This is a genomic window from Micromonospora globbae (assembly GCF_003610785.1).
In the GTDB taxonomy this organism is placed as follows: Bacteria; Actinomycetota; Actinomycetes; order Mycobacteriales; family Micromonosporaceae; genus Micromonospora; species Micromonospora globbae.
The window spans coordinates 215,873-235,816 of sequence record NZ_RAQQ01000009.1 but is presented as its reverse complement, the minus strand read 5'-3'; the positions used below and the strand labels follow the sequence as shown (position 1 = coordinate 235,816).

Genomic DNA, 19,944 nt, shown 5'->3' with positions numbered 1-19,944 from the left:
CCCGTCGTCCGCGCGCCCGGGCGCGCGGACGACGGGCGAAAACGGTTGTGCGGATCGGCCCGTCCCGGTCCAGGATGGCCCGATGAGTGGCGACCTCCGGATCCCCGACAGCCTGGACTGGGTGCGCCGCACCGCCGAGGGACGGGCGTGGCTCGCGGACCTGCCCGACCGGCTCGCGGCGTGCGCCGAGAACTGGTCGCTGCGCGTCGGGCCACCCTTCCCGTACGCGTTCGCCTCGCTGGCCCTGCCCGCCGAACTGCCCGACGGCACACCGGCGGTGCTCAAGCTCCAGTACCCCGACGGGGAGAGCGAGCACGAGGCGACCGCCCTGGCGTGCTGGGCCGGCGACGGGGCCGTCCGGCTCCTCCGGCACGACCCGCACCGGCGGGCGCTGCTCGTCGAGCGGTGCGTACCGGGCACGCCGCTGCACGAGCAGCCGCCCGACGCGGCGCTCGACGCGGCGGTCGCCTTGCTGCCCCGCCTCTGCGTCCCCGCCGGCGCGCCGTTCACCCCCCTCGCCGAGGAGGCCGCCGGCTGGGCCGAACGGATGCCGGTCGCGTGGGAGCGGGCCGGCCGGCCGTACGAGCGGCGGCTGCTGGACGCCGCCCTCGGGCTCCTCGCCGACCTGGTACCCACCCAGGGCGAGCAGGTGCTGGTCAACCAGGACCTGCACGCCGGCAACGTGCTCCGCGCCACCCGCGAGCCGTGGCTCGTCATCGACCCGAAGCCGCTGACCGGGGAGCGGGAGTTCGCCCCGGTGCCGATGGTGCGCGGCCCGGAGCTGGGGCACTCCCCCGAGGCCGTCCGGTACCGGCTGGACCGGCTCAGCGACGACCTCGGGCTGGACCGGGAGCGGGTGCGCGGCTGGACGATCGCGCACACCCTGGCCTGGAGCATCGCCGACGGCGCCGTCTTCCCGAACCAGGTCGAGGTGGTCCGCTGGTTGCTCGGCGGCGAGTGACCGGTCCCGGGGGCACCGGCGTCCCTCAGGCCGGGTACGGGACCGTCTCCCGGGCGCTGCGCAGGGCGGCGGCCCACCAGGCGAGCTGGTCGAGCAGCGTCTTGGCGTACCCGGGCGCCGCGGGATCCAGCGGCTGGCCGTCCTGCCAGGTGGTGAAGTAGTTCGGGAAGGCCAGACCGTCGCGGATGGTCACCGCGTGCAGCTCGGTGAGGACGTTCTCCAGGTGGAGGACGGCGTGCCGGCCGCCGGCCGCCCCGCCGTAGCTGACGAAGGCGACCGGCTTGGCCGTCCACTGGGTGAAGTGCCAGTCGATGGCCGCCTTCAGGGAGGCGGGGTAGCTGTGGTTGTACTCGGGCGTCACCAGGATGAACGCGTCCGCGGCGGCGAGGCGGGACGTCAGGGGCGCCATCGACTCCGGGCGCGGGTAGGCGTCGCCCGCGTACTTCGGCGAGGACGCCGGCAGGGACAGCGGGATCTCGAACTCGGCGAGGTCGACGACCTCCACCTCGAACCCACCGTGTTCGCGCGCCTGCTCGGCGACCCACGAGGCGACGACCGGCCCGAACCGGCCTTCGCGGACACTCCCGACGACGATGACCAACGTGTGCTTCTCACTCATGCGCTCCACGGTCGGTCGTCGCGAAGCCGGCAACCAGACCGGGCGCAGGCTGGCCCTCGCGGGGCCACGCTACGCCGTTCGCGGCTGCCTAGACTTCCCGGCATGAGCACGCCGTTGGGCGACTTCGTCCGCGCCAAACGCGACAGCCTCCAGCCCGAGTCGTTCGGGCTGCCCGATCACGGCCGGCGCCGTGCCCCGGGCCTGCGACGCACCGAGCTGGCGATGCGCGCCGGGATCAGCGTCGAGTACCTCACCCGCATCGAGCAGGGACGCGACCGCAATCCGTCCCCGGCCGTGCTGAACGCTCTCGCGGACGCCCTCAGCCTCGACGCCGGGGAACGCCACCACCTGCGTTACCTCGCGAAGATCACCGGCGGCGCCTGCCCCGGGCACCGGCCGCCGGCACCGCCCAACCGCGACGTCCGGCCGACCGTGCTGGCCACCCTCCGGCTGCTCGAACCCGGGATCGCGTTCGTCACCAACCGCCTGGGCGACGTGCTCGCGTACACCAGCGGGTTCGAGCTGGTCATGCGCGGGACCGGACTGCTCGACGCGGAGATGCCGAACCTCACGACCTACGTCTTCACCGATCCGCGCGCCCGCGCGTTCCTGCCCGACTGGGACCAGGTGGCCGACGAGCAGGTCTTCGACCTGTGGCTCGGGCCCTCGGCGGAGACGTCCGAGTGGTTCCGGGCCACGCTCGCGCCCGTCGCCGGGCCGGAGTTCACCCGACGGCTCCACCGCCACCTGCCCCCGCCGCAGGTGCCGCTGCGGCTGCGCCACCCCGACGGGCACGAGTTCCGCTGGCACCGGGAGCGGCTGGAACTGCCGAGCACCGACGCTCAGGAGCTGGTCGTGCTGCTCCCGGCCGACGAGTCGACGGCGCAGGCCGTGGAGCGGCTGCGCCACCAGTCCGGGGGCATCCTCCGCGCGGTGAGCTGACGGGGCCGCGGCGCGGGGGCGTGCCGGGTCGGCCGGCTCCCGTACCCGGTGACCTCGCCCGTCCCCCTCGGGACGCTCGCGGCATCCCTGACTGCGACTGCTGCCGCGTCAGCCGGGCTGGCAGGTGGCGCACCAGTAGAGGTTGCGGCCCGCCAGCGCGCCCCGGCTGACCGCGGTGCCGCAGACGTGGCAGGGCGCGCCCGCGCGGCGGTAGACGTACACCTCGCCGCCGTGCCGGTCGACCCGCGGTGGCCGGCCCATCGCCTCCGGAAGGTGCTCGTCGCGGACCGTGTCGATGCGGCCCTGCCGCACGGCCCGGGTCATGAGGTCGACCAGGTCGGCCCAGATCCGGTCCCAGCCGGCCCGGTCCAGCCCGCGACCGGGCAGCGTCGGCGAGAGGCCGGCACGGAACAGCGCCTCTGTCACGAAGATCAGCCCGGTGCCGGCCACCACCGACTGGTCGAGCAGGAGCGCGGCGAGCGGTGTGGCGCTGCGCGAGATCCGGGCGTACGCCCGGTCGGGGTCGGCGTCGGCGCGCAGCGGGTCGGGGCCGAGCCGGGCCCACAACGCCGCCACCTCCGGTGGGGTGAGCACCTCGCACGCGGCCGGGCCGCGCAGGTCCAGCCAGTACCGGTCGCTGGTCAGCCGCAGCCGCACCTGGCCCACCGGCTCGGGCGGCTCGCCGGTGCCGTCGGTGACCTTGCCGTAGAGCCCGAGGTGCACGTGCAGGGTCAGCTCGCCGGCGTGGTGGTGCAGCAGGTGCTTGCCGTACGCCTCGGTGGCCTCCAGCACGGTGCCGGTGAGCCGGGCGGCGCCCTCCGCGAAGCGGCCCTGCGGGCTGGCGGCGTGCACCTTGTCACCGGCGAACAGTTCGGCGTGGCGGGCCGCGAGGCGGTGGATGGTGTGTCCCTCTGGCACGACCAGCAAGCGTAGCCACGACCGGGCCGGAACCGGCGTGCCGGCGGGCGTTCCCGGGATCGGGCGGGAACCGGCGTGCCGGCGGGCGTTCCCGGAACCGGGCGGGAACCGGCGTGCCCAGGCAGCCAAGGCCGGGCCGGTGCCGGTGCCGGTGCCGGCGCAGCCAGGGCCAGGCCGCGCGGCGTCGCCCGGGAGGCCGCACGCCGACGTCCTGTGTGTCGGGAAACACACGGCTGGGTACCGGTAGTGGATACCGCGTGGCAGCCACCCCGTTCCACCGGCCCCCACGCATTCGACAGGAGGTGTGTTGTGGTCAAGATTCCTTCGCTGTCCCGCCGGTCGGACCCGGCGACGCGGGACGAGAACCTCGACGGCCGTGCCGACGGCCGCCACACCCGGGACGCCGACCCGGATCGGACGCCGGACGGCTCCCTCGCGGGCGGCCCGACGGTCGCCGACCGGGACGCCGACCGGACGACGTACCGCAGCGGCGCCGCGGCGACCGGCGGGCGGGTCACGACGGCCGACCGACGCGCGGCCGATGTCGCGGACGCCGACCGGCGCGCGGGCGACCGCACGACCGTGGACGCCGACCGGGGCGATCGCACGCCCGTGGACGCCGATCGCCGCGTGGCCGACCGCAGGCCCGCGGACGCCGACCGGGGCGACGGCACGACCCTGGGCGCCGACCGGAGGGCCGCCGACCGGGCCGCCGTGGCCCGGGCCGCCACGGTGCGTCCCGAGCTGGGCGAGCGGCGGCCCGACCCGGACGCGACCCTCGAGCGTCCCGTCGACCGGGACCTCGACCGCGACCGTGCCGTCGCGCCGGTCACGGAGCGGGACGAGACGGTAGGGCCTGCGGCGCCCGGCCCCAGGCCGCGGACCAGTCTGCTCGCCACCCTCGGACTCGTCCTCGGGATCGCCGGGGCCCTCTTCGTGCTGACCGGCACCCTCGCCGGCTACGGCATCGGGCTCGGCGCGATCGGCGCGGTCCTCGCCGTGCTCGGCCTCGTCGCGACCCGGCGTCGGCACGTCGCGGGTACGACGGACGCGCTGCTCGGTGTGGGGTTCGGCCTCGCGGCCGTGGTGCTCGGCGTGCTCGCGATGACGGGTCAGTTCGACTGGCCCACGACCGACGGCGACTGGGTGCAGCGGTTCCGCGAGTGGCTTGATTCACAGTTTGTGGATCGGCTCTGACGGGCACTGTGCGGCTCGCCGGCGGTGCGCCGGCAGCGCCGGTGGTGCACCGGCGAGCCCGACCAGTCTGGTGGTTCACCAGCCGGGCGACACAGGTTCAGGGGCGGCGGTTCGCCGCCCCTGATGTGTGTCCGGGCCCGGGCCGCGCCCGCGAGGAACGCCGCCGTGCCAGGGGACGCCGCGTGCGGGGGACGCCGCCGCGCCGCGGGGGGACGCCGCTGACACCCGCTACTTCCAGGAAGTAGTGCCCTCCCGGCGCGACCGAGGCCACTACTTCCACGATCCAGCACGATCATGGGTCCAGCGCGATCATGGGTCCCGCGCAGTCGCGGATCCAGCACGATCGCGGATCCAGCGCGATCGTGGCCCGTGCCGCCGCCGGCCGGCCCGTGGGCAGTCCGGAGCCGCTCCGCGTGGGCAGCCCGGCGCGCGATCCGTCGGTGAGCGCCCAGGACAGCGCGGCACGCAACGAATCGCCTTCCTGTCGGCCTCAGACGCAACGAACGACTGCTCCGTGCAACTTCCTGCGGTGGATCCCGCCGGGTTGTGCCGAATACGGTTGAACCACGGCGCCAGCCCGTGGGCCGACGGTGGCCGGGCGCGCCCGACCCGTGGGAGCAGGACAGATGACGATGGACGCCACCCGCCAGCACTTCCTCATGTGCCGGCCGACGTACTTCGCCGTGGACTACGCGATCAACCCGTGGATGGATCCGACCGCGCCCGTCGACACGGAGCTGGCGATCCGCCAGTGGGAGCAGCTGCGGCAGGTCTACCGGGACCTGGGCCACACCGTCGAGGAGATCGCTCCGGTGCCGGGCCTGCCCGACATGGTGTTCGCGGCCAACGGCGGCACGGTGATCGACGGCAAGGCGATGGCGGTGCAGTTCCGCGACCCGCAGCGCGCCGACGAGGCTCCCGCGTACCGGGCCTGGTTCGAGGCCGCCGGCTTCGAGCTGTACGACCCGAAGCACGTCAACGAGGGCGAGGGCGACGTGCTGCTGGTCGGCGACCTGCTGCTCGCCGGCACGGGCTTCCGTACCGCGCACGCCTCGCACGCCCAGTTGCAGGAGGTCTTCGGCTACCCGGTGATCACCATGCAGCTGGTGGACCCGCGCTTCTACCACCTGGACACCGCCCTGACCGTGCTCGACGAGCGCACGGTGGCGTACCTGCCGGAGGCGTTCTCCCCCGGCAGCCAGGCGGTGCTGCGCCGGCTCTTCCCCGACGCCGTGCACGCCACCATGGCCGACGCCGAGGTGCTCGGCCTCAACGCGGTCAGCGACGGCCGGCACGTGGTGCTGCCCGCGCAGGCCACCGACCTGGCCGCCCAGCTGCGCGACCGGGGCTACGAGACCATCGGTGTCGACCTGTCCGAGCTGCGTAAGGCCGGCGGCGGACCGAAGTGCTGCACGTTGCGACTCCGACAGGGAAGGGCAAGCAAGTGATCGTCGACGACATGCTGCGGACGCCGGGCGCCGTCCGGGACGCGGAACGCTGGACCGCCCACAACTACCACCCGCTGCCGGTGGTGATCTCGTCGGCGGAGGGCGCCTGGCTGACCGACGTCGACGGCCGGCGCTACCTCGACTTCCTCGCCGGCTACTCGGCGCTCAACTTCGGCCACCGCCACCCGACGCTGATCGCCGCGGCGCACGCGCAGCTCGACCGGCTCACCCTCACCAGCCGCGCGTTCATCCACGACCAGTTCGCGGACTTCTGCCGCGAGCTGGCCGAACTCTGCGGCAAGGACATGGTCCTGCCGATGAACACCGGCGCCGAGGCGGTGGAGACGGGGATCAAGGTGGCCCGCAAGTGGGGCTACCAGGTCAAGGGCGTACCGGCCGGCCAGGCCAACATCGTGGTCGCCGAGGGCAACTTCCACGGGCGTACGACCACCATCGTGAGCTTCTCGACCGACGAGGACGCCCGCGCCGACTTCGGCCCGTACACTCCGGGCTTCACCGTGGTCCCGTACGGCGACCTCGACGCGCTGACCGCCGCCATCGACGAGAACACCGTGGCCGTGCTTCTCGAACCGATCCAGGGCGAGCAGGGCGTGGTGGTGCCGCCCGAGGGCTACCTGCCCGGCGTACGCGCCGTCTGCACCGAGCGCAACGTGCTCTTCATCGCCGACGAGATCCAGTCCGGCCTCGGCCGTACGGGTGCGACCTTCGCCTGCGACCACGAGGGTGTCACGCCGGACATGTACCTGCTCGGCAAGGCGCTGGGCGGGGGCATCGTGCCGGTGTCCGCGGTGGTGGCGAACGCCGACGTGCTCGGTGTCCTCAAGCCCGGCCAGCACGGTTCCACGTTCGGCGGCAACCCGCTCGCCTGCGCGGTGGCCGTCGAGGTCGTACGGATGCTCGCCACCGGCGAGTTCCAGCGCCGGTCCGCCGAGCTGGGCGCCCGGCTGCACGCCCGTCTCCGCGAGCTGATCGGGAAGGGCCTGGTCGCCGTGCGGGGCCGTGGGCTCTGGGCCGGCCTGGACATCGATCCGGCGCTGATGACCGGCCGGGAGGCGTGCGAGCGGCTCGCCGAGCGTGGCGTGCTCGCCAAGGACACGCACGGTTCGACCATCCGCCTCGCGCCGCCCCTGGTGGTCACCGAGGAGGAGATCGACCACGCCGTAACCCAGCTGGCCGCCATCCTGACCGCCTGACCGCCTGCCCCGACCCGACCCGACCCGGCCCCGACCCAGGCCCGGATCCGCCCGTCGATCATGAAGTTATCGGCCGGCACGACGGCGTGTCGCGGCAGTAACTTCATGATCACCGGACCAGAGCCGCCCCGGCCCGGCCCGCCCGGGACCGGGCCCGGGCGGGGGTGGTCGGGTCAGGGGCGGGGCAGCCGCATGGCCATCGTGGGGGCCTCCGCCATCACGGAGGCGGGGGTGAAGGTCGCGTCGGTGGGCAGTTCCTCGGCCCGGCCGACCTGCACCCCGGGGTAGAGCTCCACCATGTCGTTCTCGGCGAGCACCCGGGACTGCTTGGGGGCGAGCGCGATGCGGTCCCCCTCGGCCAGCGAGCCGCCGGGCCGGATGCCGGAGCCGTTGGTGCTGATGTCGGTGACGATCACCTCGCCGACCCGCAGCTCCAACCGGAGGTGGTTGCGGCTGATCCAGCGGCGCGCCTCGTCGTTGAGCCACTGGCCGAGCATGATCCCACCGTCGCCCTCGGGCGCCCGGCCGACCAGCACCGGCTGCTCCTCACTGACGACGAACCGGCGCCGGACCAGTCCGCCGATCCGCACGGCCAGCACCTCCGTACGCGGTCGCGGCCCCGCGTCACTCAGCCGGGTCCCGTGCCGGGGGCAGGTCGGCACGCCACCGCGCAGGGTGGGTGGTGCCTGCGCGGCCGGGCTGCGCTGCACCCGGGCCAGGTCGGCGAAGGCGCCACCCCCACCGCCGCCGCCGAAGAGCGCGCAGCCGGCCTCCGGGCACCTCCACTGGCGGGCCAGCAGTTTCGCTCCCGCCGCGGACCGGGCGCCGGACACGGGCTTGTCGCCCCCGCCGACGTGCGCGACGAGGGCCGGCCCGCCGGCACCGGGCACCGGTGCGAGCACGCGTCCCGGCTCCTCGGCGACCCACGGGAAGCGCCCGCGCAGCCCGTCGAAGCGCCTCCTGCTGAGCACCGGCACGCCGAGCAGGTCGGCGACCTCGACGATCCGGTCGCCGGGGTTGTCGAGCACCTCGACGAGCCCGTCGTCGGCCCACCGGCGGATCACCATCCGCTCGTTCGAGGTGAGGTCGGCGTCGGAGAGCAAGGCTCGGTGCACCACGGCGTAGACCTGGACGCCGTCCTCCTCCAACTGCCGCGAGAGGGCGTCGATGACCATGCCGAGCCGGAGCAGGCTCGCCGGCCGCCCGCCGTCGATGTCCTGGTAGCGGATCACCTCGGCCAGGTCGACCACGGCCCGCGCCAGCGACGGGTCGGTGCAGACCCGCCCCTCGATGGCGTCCAGCACCTTGCTGATCTCGAATCTCATCGGGCACTCCGAACGATCTCGTCGATCCGACGGGCCAACGCGAGGTCACGTACCGTGACACCGCCGGCCGAGTGGGTGACGCACCGGAACGTGAGGGTCCGCCACCGGATGTCGATGTCGGGGTGGTGGTCGAGTTCCTCCGCGACCACGGCGACCCGGTCCACCACCGCGATGGCGTCGGGGAAGCTGGCCAGCTCCACCGTACGGCTGATCCCGCTCGGGTCTCCCGACCACCCGGCCAGCCCACCCAGCTCCTGTTCCACCGCCTCCGCGGTGAGCACGTCTGCCATGGGAAGACCCTACCGGTGGCGGGGTCAGGGGCAGGTGGTGCCCGCCGCGGCCCGTGTCGCGGCGGCCTGCCGCCGTGGCCCGCGGACGACTCGCGCCGGCCGCCCGCACGCCACGCCGTGGTGGGCGACCGACGCGGCAGTGGACGGTATTCGCTAGGCTGCCGGACGGCCTGGTCGGAATCGACTGACGTCGTCGCCCGACCCCACCAACACGAGGAGTAATCCCTGATGAAATCCCGACGGCTGGCGACCACGGGGGTCGCGCTCGTCGCAGCGCTCGGACTCGGTCTGGCCGGTTGCGGCAACCAGACGGATGCGGACGCTCCGGCCGCCGACGGCACCTCGGCAGCGGCCACGACCGCTGCCGCGGAACCGCGCGACGAGTTGCTCGCCGCCGCGAAGAAGCTCAACGAGCAGAGCGTACGCATGAAGCTCGAGTCGTCCGCCATGACGGCCAGCGGTGTCCTGGACCCGAAGAAGATGGCGGCCGACATGACGATGGAGGTGGGCGGCCAGGGCAAGTTCCAGGTCGTCACCATCGGCGACGACACCTACATGAAGATCAGTGGTCTCTCCAGCGGCTCGTCCGACAAGTGGATGCACCTCGACACGTCCGCGCTCAGCGGGGGCGGCCAGCTGGCGGTCATCACGAAGGACGACCCGGCGGGCGCCAACAAGCTCGTGACGGGCATCGTCGACGTCAAGCGCACCGGTGACGGCACGTTCGAGGGCACCCTCGACTACACCCGTAGCCAGCCGAACGACCAGGACATCAAGGCCCTCGGCGACAAGGCGAAGGCCGTCCCGTTCACCGCGAAGGTGGACGGCGAGGGCCGGCTCGTCGAGTTCGTCATCGACGCCAGCGTGCTGCACGCCTCGCTGGGCAATATGGTCACCACGTACTCCGACTTCGGCACGGACGTGGAGGTCAAGAAGCCCCCGGCGAGCGAGGTGCAGGAGGCTCCGGCCGAGCTGGCGAAGATCCTGGGCGGCGGCAACTGACCCGAGCCCTGATATCCCACGGGGGCGGCGCCGGTCGGCGCCGCCCCCGTGCGCGTCCCGTCTCAGCCCCGTAGCGGGCGACCCACCTCGTGCAGGTGGGCGAGCGCCTGCCGGTACGAGTCGACGAGCCCGGTCTCGGCGTACGGGATGCCGCGCTCGGCGCAGTAGGCCCGCACGATCGGCTGGGCGCGGCGCAGGTTCCCCCGCGGCATGTTCGGGAACAGGTGGTGCTCGATCTGGTAGTTCAGCCCGCCGAGCGCCACGTCGACCAACCAGCCGCCCCGGACGTTGCGCGAGGTGAGCACCTGCTTGCGCAGGAAGTCCAGCTCGTCCTCGGCGGTCGGCATCGGCATGCCCTTGTGGTTCGGGGCGAACGAGCAGCCCATGTAGAGCCCCCACAGTCCCTGGTGGACGGCGGCGAAGAGCAGCGCCTTCCCGGGCGACATGGCCAGCAGCAGGATCGCCACGTAGCCGGCGGTGTGCGCGCCGAGCAGCAGCGCCTCGATCCCCCGGTGCCGCATCGGCGTACCGAAGCGGCCGTCGGGCCCCCGGCCGACGATCGCCCGCACGCTCGCCACGTGCAGGTTGAGCCCTTCGAGCAGCAGCATCGGGAAGAACAGGTACGCCTGCCGCCGCGCCAGCCACCGGCCGAATCCCCGGGTGCCCCGCGCCTGCTCGTACGTCCACACCAGCGCGCCGGCGCCCACGTCCGGATCCTCGTCCTCGTGGTTGGGGTTGGCGTGGTGCCGGTTGTGCTTGTCGACCCACCAGCCGTAGCTGAGGCCGACCGCGAGGTTGCCCGCGATCATGCCGACGGCCTCGCTCGGGCCGCGCCGGCGGAACATCTGCCGGTGCCCGGCGTCGTGACCGAGGAACGCCACCTGCGTGGTCGCCACCGCGAGCCCGACCGCCAGCAGCGGCTGCCACCACGAGTCACCGACCGCGAGGACGGCGACCCACCCGGCCAGGAAGACCCCCAGGGTGAGCGCGACCCGGACGGCGTACCAGCCGGGCCGCCGCTCCAGCAGCCCGGCCTGACTGATCCGCCGCGACAACTGTGCGTAGTCACTCCCCCGCCGTACCGGCGGATCCGCCACCGCTGCGAGCACCATGCCCGCCTCCGTTTCCTCGACGTCCGGCCGGCCGTACGGCTCGACCCCCGTCATCGAGTCTCCAGAGATCCGTTGCGCTGAGTAACCCTGGCAACCCCCGGATCGGTGGTAGGGACCGCCCTACCCCCGACCGTCAGCTCATCCGGCTCACCACGGCCCGGAGCCGGTGCAGGTCCCGCCGGCGGCGTTCGTACGTGGCCGCGAGCGTGATCAGCGCGAGCCCGCCGACGGCCAGGAAGATCCACCGTGGCAGCAGGTCCCAGCTGCGGGCCAGCTCGTGCAGGGCGAGCAGCGCCAGGCTCACCCCACCGAGCAGCACCGGTGCCTGCCAGCGGCGGACGGCGCCGGCCAGCACGGCGACCAACGCGCCGGCGCCGAGCAGCAGTCGTCGCCACGGCTGCGGGTCGGCGGCCACCAGGATCGAGACCAGGCTCGGCAGCAGCGCCGCGCCGAGGCCCGGGCCGAGCGCGAGCCAGCTCGTCAGCCCCGGCCGGGTGCGCAGCGCCACGAGACCCGCGCCGAGGGCGAGCGCCGCCGCCGGCAGGGTGTACGCCTCCAGCAGCACCACCCGGCCGGAGGCCAGCAGCAGCCAGGCGCCGAGCAGCTCGCTGCCACCGGCGACGGCGGCGAAGGCCCAGCGCCGGCCGGCCGGCTCGCCGCCCCGCAGCAGGCGTAGGCCGACGGCGGCGCCCCAGAGGACGCAGACCGCCGCCGCCGGCCGGAGCGCGTCGGCGGTGAGCAGGAACGCGACGAGCGCCACCGCCTGGGCCGCGGCGTCCAGCACCGACCGGAGGAGCGGCCCCCGCGCGGTGGGCACCTCGGTGCCCGGCGCCGGTCGGGCGGTGAGCGCGGCCACGGCCAGGGTCAGCGCGGCCACGACGAGCACGGCGAACGCCGCGTCAGCCAACGGCAGCCCGGCCGCGAGCGGCGCGGTGACCGCGAGCCCGGTGGCCGCCCCGACCGCCGCCAGGCAGCCGACGACCCGTGTCTCGCCGCGCCGCCCGGTCGCGGCGGCCACCACCGCCGCCACCAGCAGCACGCCGAGGCCGGCCAGCGTTCCGGCCCGGGTGGCGGTGAGCCCCGCCATGCCGGCCGTGGCGAGCGCCAGTCCCACGGGCACGGTGACCGGGAGGAGCAGGGGACGTGGGCTGACCAGGGCCGCGGCCAGCAGCGCCGCCACGCCGCCGAGCAGCGTGACGGACGGGCCCACGGGCCAGGGCGCACCCGCCGCGAGCAGCAGCAACGGTGGCACCGCCCCGGCGAACGGGAGCGCCGCGAGCAGGATCGCCGCCCGGGGGAACCGGGCGGTCCGACCGGCGACCGCCACGGCGAGCGCCAGCAGTGCGAGGGCCACGCCGGCCGGCAGCGCGGCCGGCGCGGGTTCGGCGACCGGCGCCCCGGACCAGGCGGGGACCGCCCGGCCGTACGGGACGAGGAGCGCCCGCAGCACCTCCGGGGCGGCGGCCGCGACGGCCACGGTCAGCAGGACGGCTCCGGTCACGGGGAGCGCCACGGCGCCGCCCGCCGGCAGGACCGGACCCGCGTCCCGCCGGCGGGCGGCGGCAACGACCCCGGGGCCGCGACCACGCCCCACGGACACCGGCAGGCCGACCGCGAGCGGCAGCACGGCCAGCGCGGCGTACAGCGCCAGCGGCTCACCGACGGACGGCAGCACGGGCGCGAGGCCGGTGCCCGCCGCGGCGGCGGCGAGCGCGACGGCGGCGTAGCCGCCCAGTTCGGGCCGGTGGCGGCGGGTCAGGTGCAGCGCACCGAGCAGCGGCCCCACGGCGGCCAGCGCGGCCCGTGCCTGCCACCCGGGGGACGCGCCACCGGCGATCAGCGCGACGGTGGCGCCCACCGGCAGCGTGAGGAGGGCGGCGACCAGGGCGCACCCGGCGACCGGGCGCGGCACGACGGACGCCCGGCCGCCGAGCAGGGCCAGCGCCGCGCCGAGCACGAGGACCGCCCCAAGGGCGGCGAGCGCACCCGCCGGCCGCGCCATCCCCACGAGCACCGCGTGCCCGAGCAGGGCGGCCACCGCGAGGGCCGTGACCGGCACCGCACCGGACACACCGCCGGACGGCGGGGCCATGACCCGCAGCCCGCCCGACACACCGCCGGACGGCGGAACCGTCGCGGGCAGCCCACCCGGCGTACCACCCGACGACCCGGCCGAGGCCGCCGCCGGCTCGCGGGACGGTGGTGCGGCGGAGCGCGCGACGGGCCGCAGCAGCACGGCCAACAGCACCACGGCGCCCGCCAGGTCGGCGGCGAGCACCGCCGGCCAGGAGGCGGGCCAGGCCGCCGGCAGCGCGAGCACGGCCAGCGCCAGACCGACCGGGGCGGCGACCGGCCGCGCGGCGCGCGGGGCGAGCACCCCCACCGCCGCCACGCTCAGTGCCACGGCGACCGGCAGTTGCCAGCCCCAGTCGAGGTCCGGTCCCGGTGCCGCACCGCGCCACGGCGGCAGCGACCGGCCGGCGGTGGCGAGCGCCAGGAGCCCCGTGAGCACGCCGCCCGACACCGCCACGCTCGACGTGACGGCGAGCGCCGCGATGCGTGGACCGGTACGCCAGCCGTGCGGGAGCAGCATCACGACTCCCGCCAGGGCGGTGACGACCAGGGCGGTGGCGAGCAGCAGCAGGGACGGGCGCAGCTCACCCACGGGGCGCAGCAGCGCGACGGCGAGGACCGGCACGAGCAGCCCGTTGGCGACCTGGCGGAACGTCCGGTCGCCGGTGAGCACCGCCGCGCCGGCCAGGGTGAGCGTCACGAGCAGCAGCGGCAGTCCCGCCAGGAGGGGCGTGCCGGCCACCCGACCGAGGGCCAGCGGCTCCAGCGCGTACCCGGCGGCGGCCAGCAGCGCGACGCCGAAGGCGGTCCAGGCCAGCACCCGCGCCGCCGTGACCGCCGGCCGGACGGTGCTGGTGGCGCCGGCCGCGTCCCCCGGTGTGGGACCGGCCGCCGGCGAGACCGACCCCGCGGGGGCGGTCGCAGAGACGGCCTCGGAGGTGTCCCTCGCCGGGGCCGGGCCGGAGGTCACGTCGGCGGCTCCCGCCGGGGCCGGACCCGAGGGCACGGCCGCGCCGGGGGCGGACGGCACGCCGGCGAACCGCCGGGTGAGCACGAGCAGGACCGCGAGGTCCAGCAGCGCCACCCCGACCAGCACCGCCGACCAGCCGGCCGCCGGCGGTCGGGCCTCCGCGACGAGCAGCGGCAGCACCGGCTGGGCGGCGACCAGCGCCGCGAACCACGGTCCGGTGAGCCCGCTGAGCCGGCCGTACGCGGCGGCGACGGCCGTCACGGCTCCCCCGACCAGCGCGGCGTAGCGCGTCCCCGGCCAACCGGTCACGCCGCCCAGGTCGACCGACCACGCGGCGTACCCGTCGAGCAGCACCAGCAGCAGGCCCACCGCGGCCACGGTCTCGGCGGTGCCCCGCAGCCCCCGCCGTACGGCGACGAGCGGCACGGCCAGGGCGAGGGCGGTGACCGCGGCGAGGATCAGGGCCCGCCCGGCGACCCCGACGGCGGCCCAGGCCACCGCGGTGAAGACCACCGCGGCCGTGCCGAGCAGCAGTCCACCCAGGACGAAGAGCAGGCCCTGCACGGTACGCGTGGACGTCTCGGGACGTCCGGGGCGGCCGGGCGGGGTCGGGGGCCGCCGTACGGGGACCGGCGCGACCGGGCCGACCCGGGACCGTACCCGCGCCGCCAGCATCGCCCGGCGCTGCCGGGCCCGCTGGAACCGGTCCGCGACCTCGGCGTACGCGAGGCGTGCCCGTTCCAGTTCCGCGCCGAGCGCGACGATCTCGGCGTCGAGGCGGATGACCTCGGCGGCCTCCGCGTCGGGTGGCCGTCGGCATCCGGAGCAGCCGCTGACCAGGTCGGCCGGGGCGCGGCACACGGGGCAGGGGTAACGGGTGTTCTCCACCGCGCCATCGTGGACGGTGGCGGGGCCACCGGACCAGAGTGCGCGTACTCAGGGACGGGTCTGCTCGTGCACCCACGCCGCGTACGCCGGGTCGCCGCACTCCACGCGGGTCACCAGGATCTCCGGCACCTCGTACGGGTGGCGGGCGCGGATCTGGTCGACCAGGGCGGCCACCCGGTCGGGGGCGGTCTTGAACTGCACGGACCACTCGGTGCTCGTCTCCACCGCGGAGCGCCACCAGTACGTGCTGTCCACCTGCCCGCCCACCTGGGCGCAGGCGGCGAGCCGGTCGCCGACGGCGGCCGCCGCCAGGCCGTCCGCGACGGCGCGGGCGTCCACCACGGTCGTCACCACGCTGATCTCGTCCACGAGCGCACCCTACGCGGCCGGGTCGGCGGCCACGCCGTCGCGGTTCGCGGCGATCCACTCGTCGATCCGCGCCCACCAGTCGAAGAGCCAGTCGATGCGCTCCTGCCGGTCGGCCGGAATCTCCTCCGGTGGCACCGACCAGAACCGCATGACGATCCGCTTGTCCATCGGCAGCTCACGCCAGACGTCGGACACGGTGAGCATGCGGTCGAGGCCGGTGTGTGCCACGAAGACGACCCCGGCCTCCGGGGCGGCGTCGAGCGCGGCCAGCAGTCCACCGGGCTGCGGTGCGAGCACGTGCCGCAACCGTTCCGCGCGCAGCGCCATCCGCTCCAGCCCGAGCGCGCGGAGCCGGGCGATGGCCCGGAGCCGGCGCTTGGGCGTGAAGTTGCCGCCCTCTGGGAAGATCACGAAGGCGTCGTCGTCGTCGAGACCGCTGGCCAGGTGCCCGATCTGGCGCAGCAGCGCCGCGCCCCGGTCCTCGTCGGACGCGGGGGCGATGAACCGGTTCGGCAGCCGGTTGAGCAGCACGTCGATCGCGGGATCCCACTGGAGGCTCTCCTTCAGCACGATCCGCGGCTCGCGCCGGAACCAGTTCACGAGCGCGTGGATCAGGATGAACGAGTCGCCGGGACCGGCGTGCCGACAGACCACCAGCTCCGGGCGGCCGGGCTGCGCGGTGTCCGGGTCGGCGCCGGCCACGTCGATGCGGAGCCGCAGCGTCCACCGGGCCTGCCAGAACAGCACCCGCAGGAACCAGCCCGCGAGCACGTAGTGGGCGCGCTGGAAGCCCGGCGAACGTACGCGCAGGCCGAAGCCCGCCCCGACCCAGAGCCCGAAGAGCGCGAGCAGCGCCGCGGCGTCCCAGACGAGGTAGACGCAGCCGATCCAGAGCAGCCGCAGCGGCCTCAGTCGCCCGGGAACCAGCGGCGAGAGGGCCGCCGCGACCAGCGCCCAGACCGGCAGCGTGGTGACCACCACGACGGCGAGCAGGACCACGGCCGGTGCCAGCAGCACCCGCCGGAGCCACCGGGGCGGCAGCGGCATCAGTGCTCCAGGTTCGCCAGGTACCGCCGGGACGCGGTGTACGCGCGGCTGATCCGCCGCCCCACCGCGGCCATGTCCCGGTACGCCCACGGCGTGTCGTCGCGTGGGTTGAGTCCACCGGTGGGCAGGACGTGCACCTCGACTCCCTCGGGCAGCGCCGCCATCTCCCGGAAGAACCGGTGCCGCCGGGCGATCTCGAAGGCGACCTGGGCGATCTCCCAGGGCCGGCGGGGTGGCGACAGCTCCCGTTCGATCCGGCCCACTTGGAGGACGAAGATGCGCGTGGCGCCGGCGGTCACGGCCTCGCCGATGGGGATCGAGTTGACGATCCCGCCGTCGATGTAGTGCGCGCCGTCGATCTCGGTGGGTGGCAGCAGGCCGGGCACCGACGCGGACGCCAGCACGGCCGGCACCAGCGGGCCGCTGTCGAACCAGTGCTCGGCGGCCCGTTCGATGTGCGCGGCGCAGCACCGGAACGGCACCCGCAGGTCCTCGAACGTGGTCTTCTCCCCCAGCTCCGACTCCAGCAGCCGGCGCAGCGGGCGGGGCGAGTGCAGGTGCGTACGGGCGGCGAACCGGCGCAGCTGCCGGGCGACCGAGTCGCCGTACACCTCGCTGGCCTCCGGGGAGGCCCAGAGCCGGACCAGGCGGTCGGTGACCGCCTCGGACGGGTCGGCGGCGACGAGCGCGCCGTTGACCGCCCCGATCGACGTGCCGAGCACCATGTCCGGCCGGATGCCGGCGCGGAACAGCGCGCGGAGCATGCCCACCTCGACCGCGCCGAGCACGCCGCCGCCGCCGAGCACGAACGCCACCGGTCCCCCCGCCATGCCGTTCATCCTGGCACGGCGGCGCCGCGCCGGCTCCGCCGCCGGGTCGCGCCGGCTCCGCCGCCGGATCGTGCGGGCACCGCCGCCGGGTCGCGCGGCCGGACCCGGCGGCCTGCGGAGCGTCACCCTGATCGATGTCGGTCAGCGGCACGACCGGCCCGCGACCAGCGTTGACACGCCGGACACATTCGCGCAACCTGATACGGCCCCCACCTTCGAGGCAGGTGCGAACCGTGACGGCTGCACTGCATCCCGGCCGGCTGCTCGCCCGCAGGTACCGGCTCCTCGACCAGCTCGGCGTCGGCGGCATGTCGGTGATCTGGCGGGCCCACGACGAGGTGCTGGACCGGTTGGTGGCGCTCAAGGTCCTCGCCCCGTCGCTGGCCGCCGACGCGCGGTTCCGGCACCTGGTGCGCGAGGAGGCCCGCGCCGCCGCCCAGCTGGTGCACCCGCACGTCACCTCGGTGCACGACTACGGCGAGACGGTGGCTGCCGACGGCGCCATCACGTCGTTCGTCGTGATGGAGCTGCTCACCGGGGAGGAGCTGGAGCTGCGGCTCACGGAGGGGCCGCTGCCCTGGGCCGAGGCCGTGGACGTCGCCGCGCAGGTCGCCGACGCGCTCGCGGCCGCACACCGGCTGGGCATCGTGCACCGGGACATCACCCCGGCGAACGTGATGATGACCCCGGCCGGCGCCAAGGTGCTCGACTTCGGCATCGCGGCCCGGGTGGGCACCCCCGACGAGGACGAGGACGGCGCCACGTTCGGCACGCCCGCGTACGTCGCGCCGGAGCGGCTGGACGGCGCACCGGCCCAGCCGGCCACCGACGTCTACTCGCTGGGGGTCCTGCTGTACGCGGCCCTCACCGGCCGGGTGCCGTACCCGGCGGACACGTGGGAGCAGGTGGGCGCGGCGCTCGCGGCGGGCCGCCCGCCCTCGCTGGCGGGGGTGCCGGGCCTGCCGGCGGAGGTCGCCCGGACGGCGCTGCGCTGCCTGGCCCGCGACCCGGCGGCCCGGCCCACCGCGCGCGAGGTCGCCGCCGTCCTGCGGGAGCACCTGCCGCACCGGGACCCGCGACCGGTGACGACCGCGCCGCGACCCGCGGCGCCGGCCGGCGCACCGCCCCGGCGGCGGGTTCCGCGGGCGACGCTGGTCCCCGCCGGCCTGGCGGTCGCCGTGGCCGTCGCCGTGCCCGCGCTTCCGCTGGACCGCACCGCACCCCCGCAGTCGTCGCCCGCCCGCACGACGGCCGCCCCGGCGGTGGTCGGCACGCCGGCTCCCGACGGGCCGGCGCGGACGGCCGCACCCTCCCGTGTGGAGCCGCCGGACGCCGCCCCGACCGGACTCGTGGCGGCGGCGTTCCGGCTCGACGGGCTCATCGACGCGGGGCTGACGGCCGGCGAGATCCGCTCCGACGTGGGTGTGGACCTCCGCAACGAACTGCGCAACCTGAGCGCGTCGGCGACGGGCGGCCGGGAGAACCTGGCGCCCCCGGTGGCCCGGCTGCGCGAGAAGGTCGCGGTCCGGCTGCGGGAGGGCGCCATCAGCCCGGTGTACGCCGAGCGGCTGGACTCGGCGATCGCCGCGCTCGGCACGGCACGGCTGTGAGCGGTCAGCGGATGGTGAGCCGGGTCAGCTCCCGGGTGGACGCGGCGGCCTGCCGGTAGACCGCCTCGTAGCCCTGCGCCATCCGGCTCGTGGAGAAGTTGGCGGCCACGTGCGCCACGCAGTCCCGGGGGTCGAGCCGTTCGACGGCCCGCAGCGCGGCGGGCAGGTCCTCGGGCCCGTCGCAGACCAGGCCGGTGACCCCGGATCTGACCAGTTCCGGCACGGCGCCGCGGCCGAGCGCCACCACGGGCGTGCCGGTCGCCATCGCCTCGACCATCACCATGCCGAACGGCTCCTCCCACTGGATGGGCATGATGAGGCAACGCGCGCCGACCAGCATCCGCAGGGTGGCGTCCCGGTCGGCGTTGAGCACCACCTCGACGTCGTCGCCGAGCAGCGGCGCGACGACCTCGTCGTAGTAGCGGCGCTCGGCGGGTTCGTTGCACTTGCCGGCCAGCAGCAGCGGCAGCCCGGCCGCCCGGCAGGCGCGGATGGCCACGTCGGGCCCCTTGTCGGGGCTGAACCGGGCCAGCCAGAGCACCGGGCCCGCCGACGGGGCGGACTTCTGCGGGATGTCCGCCAGGTCGAGGGCGTTGTGCACGGTGCCCACCCAGGGCAGGGCCGGGTTGAGGCGGCGCTGCGCGTGGGAGATGGCGACGAGGCCGACGCCGTGGTCGGTGTCGCTCAGCACGGTGCCGTACTCACCGACCGGGTTGCCGTGCACGGTCGCCACCGTGGGCACGCTGCGCCGGCCGGCGACCAGCGGGCCGATCGTGGTGTGGTCGTGGATGACGTCGAAGTCCGCGGCGTCGACGAGGTGCCGTACGCGGGCCAGGTGGGCCAGTTCGGGCAGCGACTCGCCGAGCCGCGCGAACTGCAGGTCCGGGCCGGTGGAGACGAAGTCCTGCGCGGCCGTGCCGTGCCACTCGCCGGCGCCGAACAGCGTCACCGTGTGTCCCCGCCGGACGAGGGCGTCCACCAGCCCCGTGACGACCTGCTCCAGCCCGCCGTAGCCGGGGGGCGGCACGGAGAGCCAGGGCGGGACCACCATCGCGACCCGCAGCGGCCGTTCGGCCGCCCGGTCGGCCGTCAGATGGGTCACGGCCACGAGTCCTCCCGTTGGTCCCCG

The 19,944-nt window shown here is 75.5% G+C and carries 17 protein-coding genes; 7 read left to right on the top strand and 10 right to left on the bottom strand.

The window, feature by feature from the left end; all coding sequences use genetic code 11:
- The first annotated feature begins 82 nt into the window (after positions 1 to 82).
- Positions 83 to 961 carry an aminoglycoside phosphotransferase family protein gene (locus D7I43_RS14955; RefSeq protein WP_120329089.1) on the top strand — a complete coding sequence of 293 codons (879 nt, stop codon included), beginning with the start codon at positions 83 to 85 and terminating at the stop codon, positions 959 to 961.
- 25 nt (positions 962 to 986) lie between these two features.
- Here D7I43_RS14955 and D7I43_RS14950 read toward each other — a convergent pair whose 3' ends face one another.
- The gene (locus D7I43_RS14950) at positions 987 to 1,580 is read right to left on the bottom strand and encodes an NADPH-dependent FMN reductase (RefSeq protein ID WP_120329088.1); all 594 of its coding nucleotides are present in this window, start codon (positions 1,578 to 1,580) and stop codon (positions 987 to 989) included.
- 102 nt (positions 1,581 to 1,682) lie between these two features.
- Between D7I43_RS14950 and D7I43_RS14945 the strand changes: the two genes are divergently transcribed.
- Entirely contained in the window at positions 1,683 to 2,522 is an 840-nt protein-coding gene (locus tag D7I43_RS14945) for a helix-turn-helix domain-containing protein (protein ID WP_120329087.1), read from the top strand.
- A 108-nt stretch (positions 2,523 to 2,630) separates the two neighbouring features.
- Here the strand turns inward: D7I43_RS14945 and D7I43_RS14940 are convergent, their stop codons facing one another.
- Positions 2,631 to 3,440, bottom strand: coding sequence for an Fpg/Nei family DNA glycosylase (locus D7I43_RS14940; protein ID WP_120329140.1), 810 nt, complete (start codon positions 3,438 to 3,440; stop codon positions 2,631 to 2,633).
- 309 nt (positions 3,441 to 3,749) lie between these two features.
- On the opposite strand from D7I43_RS14940, the gene D7I43_RS14935 reads away from it, so the two are divergent.
- The 3 genes from D7I43_RS14935 to rocD all read left to right on the top strand — a co-directional run bounded on the left by D7I43_RS14935 (position 3,750) and on the right by rocD (position 7,299).
- Positions 3,750 to 4,637, top strand: coding sequence for a DMT family transporter (locus D7I43_RS14935; protein ID WP_240032965.1), 888 nt, complete (start codon positions 3,750 to 3,752; stop codon positions 4,635 to 4,637).
- A gap of 632 nt (positions 4,638 to 5,269) precedes the next feature.
- Complete coding sequence (ddaH, locus tag D7I43_RS14930; RefSeq protein WP_192902165.1) at positions 5,270 to 6,085, top strand: dimethylargininase; 816 nt, start codon at positions 5,270 to 5,272, stop codon at positions 6,083 to 6,085.
- The gene (rocD, locus tag D7I43_RS14925; protein WP_192902164.1) at positions 6,085 to 7,299 is read left to right on the top strand and encodes an ornithine--oxo-acid transaminase; all 1,215 of its coding nucleotides are present in this window, start codon (positions 6,085 to 6,087) and stop codon (positions 7,297 to 7,299) included. Before ddaH ends, rocD begins: the two co-directional genes overlap by 1 nt.
- A 173-nt stretch (positions 7,300 to 7,472) precedes the next feature.
- Here the strand turns inward: rocD and D7I43_RS14920 are convergent, their stop codons facing one another.
- Together D7I43_RS14920 and D7I43_RS14915 are read right to left on the bottom strand one after the other, a co-directional pair.
- Positions 7,473 to 8,624, bottom strand: a complete 1,152-nt coding sequence (locus tag D7I43_RS14920; RefSeq protein ID WP_120329085.1) for an FHA domain-containing protein — start codon at positions 8,622 to 8,624, stop codon at positions 7,473 to 7,475.
- The gene (locus D7I43_RS14915) at positions 8,621 to 8,914 is read right to left on the bottom strand and encodes a 4a-hydroxytetrahydrobiopterin dehydratase (protein WP_120329084.1); all 294 of its coding nucleotides are present in this window, start codon (positions 8,912 to 8,914) and stop codon (positions 8,621 to 8,623) included. Before D7I43_RS14915 ends, D7I43_RS14920 begins: the two co-directional genes overlap by 4 nt.
- Positions 8,915 to 9,142: 228 nt before the next feature.
- Here D7I43_RS14915 and D7I43_RS14910 point away from each other — a divergent pair, with 228 nt between their 5' ends.
- Entirely contained in the window at positions 9,143 to 9,916 is a 774-nt protein-coding gene (locus D7I43_RS14910; protein WP_120329083.1) for a hypothetical protein, read from the top strand.
- A 62-nt stretch (positions 9,917 to 9,978) separates the two neighbouring features.
- Here D7I43_RS14910 and D7I43_RS14905 read toward each other — a convergent pair whose 3' ends face one another.
- The 5 genes from D7I43_RS14905 to D7I43_RS14885 form a co-directional block, all read right to left on the bottom strand.
- The gene (locus D7I43_RS14905; RefSeq protein WP_192902163.1) at positions 9,979 to 11,028 is read right to left on the bottom strand and encodes a fatty acid desaturase family protein; all 1,050 of its coding nucleotides are present in this window, start codon (positions 11,026 to 11,028) and stop codon (positions 9,979 to 9,981) included.
- Positions 11,029 to 11,161: 133 nt separating this feature from the next.
- Positions 11,162 to 14,959 (bottom strand): SCO7613 C-terminal domain-containing membrane protein, encoded by a 3,798-nt coding sequence (locus D7I43_RS14900; protein ID WP_120329081.1) that lies wholly within the window; start codon positions 14,957 to 14,959, stop codon positions 11,162 to 11,164.
- Between the two features lie 48 nt (positions 14,960 to 15,007).
- Entirely contained in the window at positions 15,008 to 15,328 is a 321-nt protein-coding gene (gene cutA / locus D7I43_RS14895) for a divalent-cation tolerance protein CutA (RefSeq protein WP_120329080.1), read from the bottom strand.
- Between the two features lie 9 nt (positions 15,329 to 15,337).
- Positions 15,338 to 16,375 (bottom strand): 1-acyl-sn-glycerol-3-phosphate acyltransferase, encoded by a 1,038-nt coding sequence (locus D7I43_RS14890; RefSeq protein WP_120329079.1) that lies wholly within the window; start codon positions 16,373 to 16,375, stop codon positions 15,338 to 15,340.
- Positions 16,375 to 17,205, bottom strand: coding sequence for a patatin-like phospholipase family protein (locus tag D7I43_RS14885; RefSeq protein WP_120329078.1), 831 nt, complete (start codon positions 17,203 to 17,205; stop codon positions 16,375 to 16,377). The genes D7I43_RS14890 and D7I43_RS14885 overlap by 1 nt, the downstream gene beginning before the upstream one ends.
- A gap of 233 nt (positions 17,206 to 17,438) precedes the next feature.
- Here D7I43_RS14885 and D7I43_RS14880 point away from each other — a divergent pair, with 233 nt between their 5' ends.
- Positions 17,439 to 18,815 (top strand): serine/threonine-protein kinase, encoded by a 1,377-nt coding sequence (locus tag D7I43_RS14880; protein WP_240032964.1) that lies wholly within the window; start codon positions 17,439 to 17,441, stop codon positions 18,813 to 18,815.
- 4 nt (positions 18,816 to 18,819) lie between these two features.
- On the opposite strand, the gene D7I43_RS14875 is transcribed toward D7I43_RS14880, so the two are convergent.
- Positions 18,820 to 19,866 (bottom strand): glycosyltransferase family 4 protein, encoded by a 1,047-nt coding sequence (locus D7I43_RS14875; RefSeq protein ID WP_192902162.1) that lies wholly within the window; start codon positions 19,864 to 19,866, stop codon positions 18,820 to 18,822.
- Positions 19,867 to 19,944: the final 78 nt, after the last annotated feature.

Coding starts and splice junctions, on each gene's coding strand:
- D7I43_RS14950 (WP_120329088.1), bottom strand. CDS start 1,580: ATGAGTGAGAAGCACACGTTGGTCATCGTCGTCGGGAGTGTCCGCGAA.
- ddaH (WP_192902165.1), top strand. CDS start 5,270: ATGGACGCCACCCGCCAGCACTTCCTCATGTGCCGGCCGACGTACTTC.
- D7I43_RS14910 (WP_120329083.1), top strand. CDS start 9,143: ATGAAATCCCGACGGCTGGCGACCACGGGGGTCGCGCTCGTCGCAGCG.
- D7I43_RS14920 (WP_120329085.1), bottom strand. CDS start 8,624: ATGAGATTCGAGATCAGCAAGGTGCTGGACGCCATCGAGGGGCGGGTC.
- D7I43_RS14875 (WP_192902162.1), bottom strand. CDS start 19,866: ATGGTGGTCCCGCCCTGGCTCTCCGTGCCGCCCCCCGGCTACGGCGGG.
- D7I43_RS14945 (WP_120329087.1), top strand. CDS start 1,683: ATGAGCACGCCGTTGGGCGACTTCGTCCGCGCCAAACGCGACAGCCTC.
- D7I43_RS14915 (WP_120329084.1), bottom strand. CDS start 8,914: ATGGCAGACGTGCTCACCGCGGAGGCGGTGGAACAGGAGCTGGGTGGG.
- D7I43_RS14955 (WP_120329089.1), top strand. CDS start 83: ATGAGTGGCGACCTCCGGATCCCCGACAGCCTGGACTGGGTGCGCCGC.
- D7I43_RS14905 (WP_192902163.1), bottom strand. CDS start 11,028: ATGGTGCTCGCAGCGGTGGCGGATCCGCCGGTACGGCGGGGGAGTGAC.
- D7I43_RS14885 (WP_120329078.1), bottom strand. CDS start 17,205: ATGGCGGGGGGACCGGTGGCGTTCGTGCTCGGCGGCGGCGGCGTGCTC.
- D7I43_RS14890 (WP_120329079.1), bottom strand. CDS start 16,375: ATGCCGCTGCCGCCCCGGTGGCTCCGGCGGGTGCTGCTGGCACCGGCC.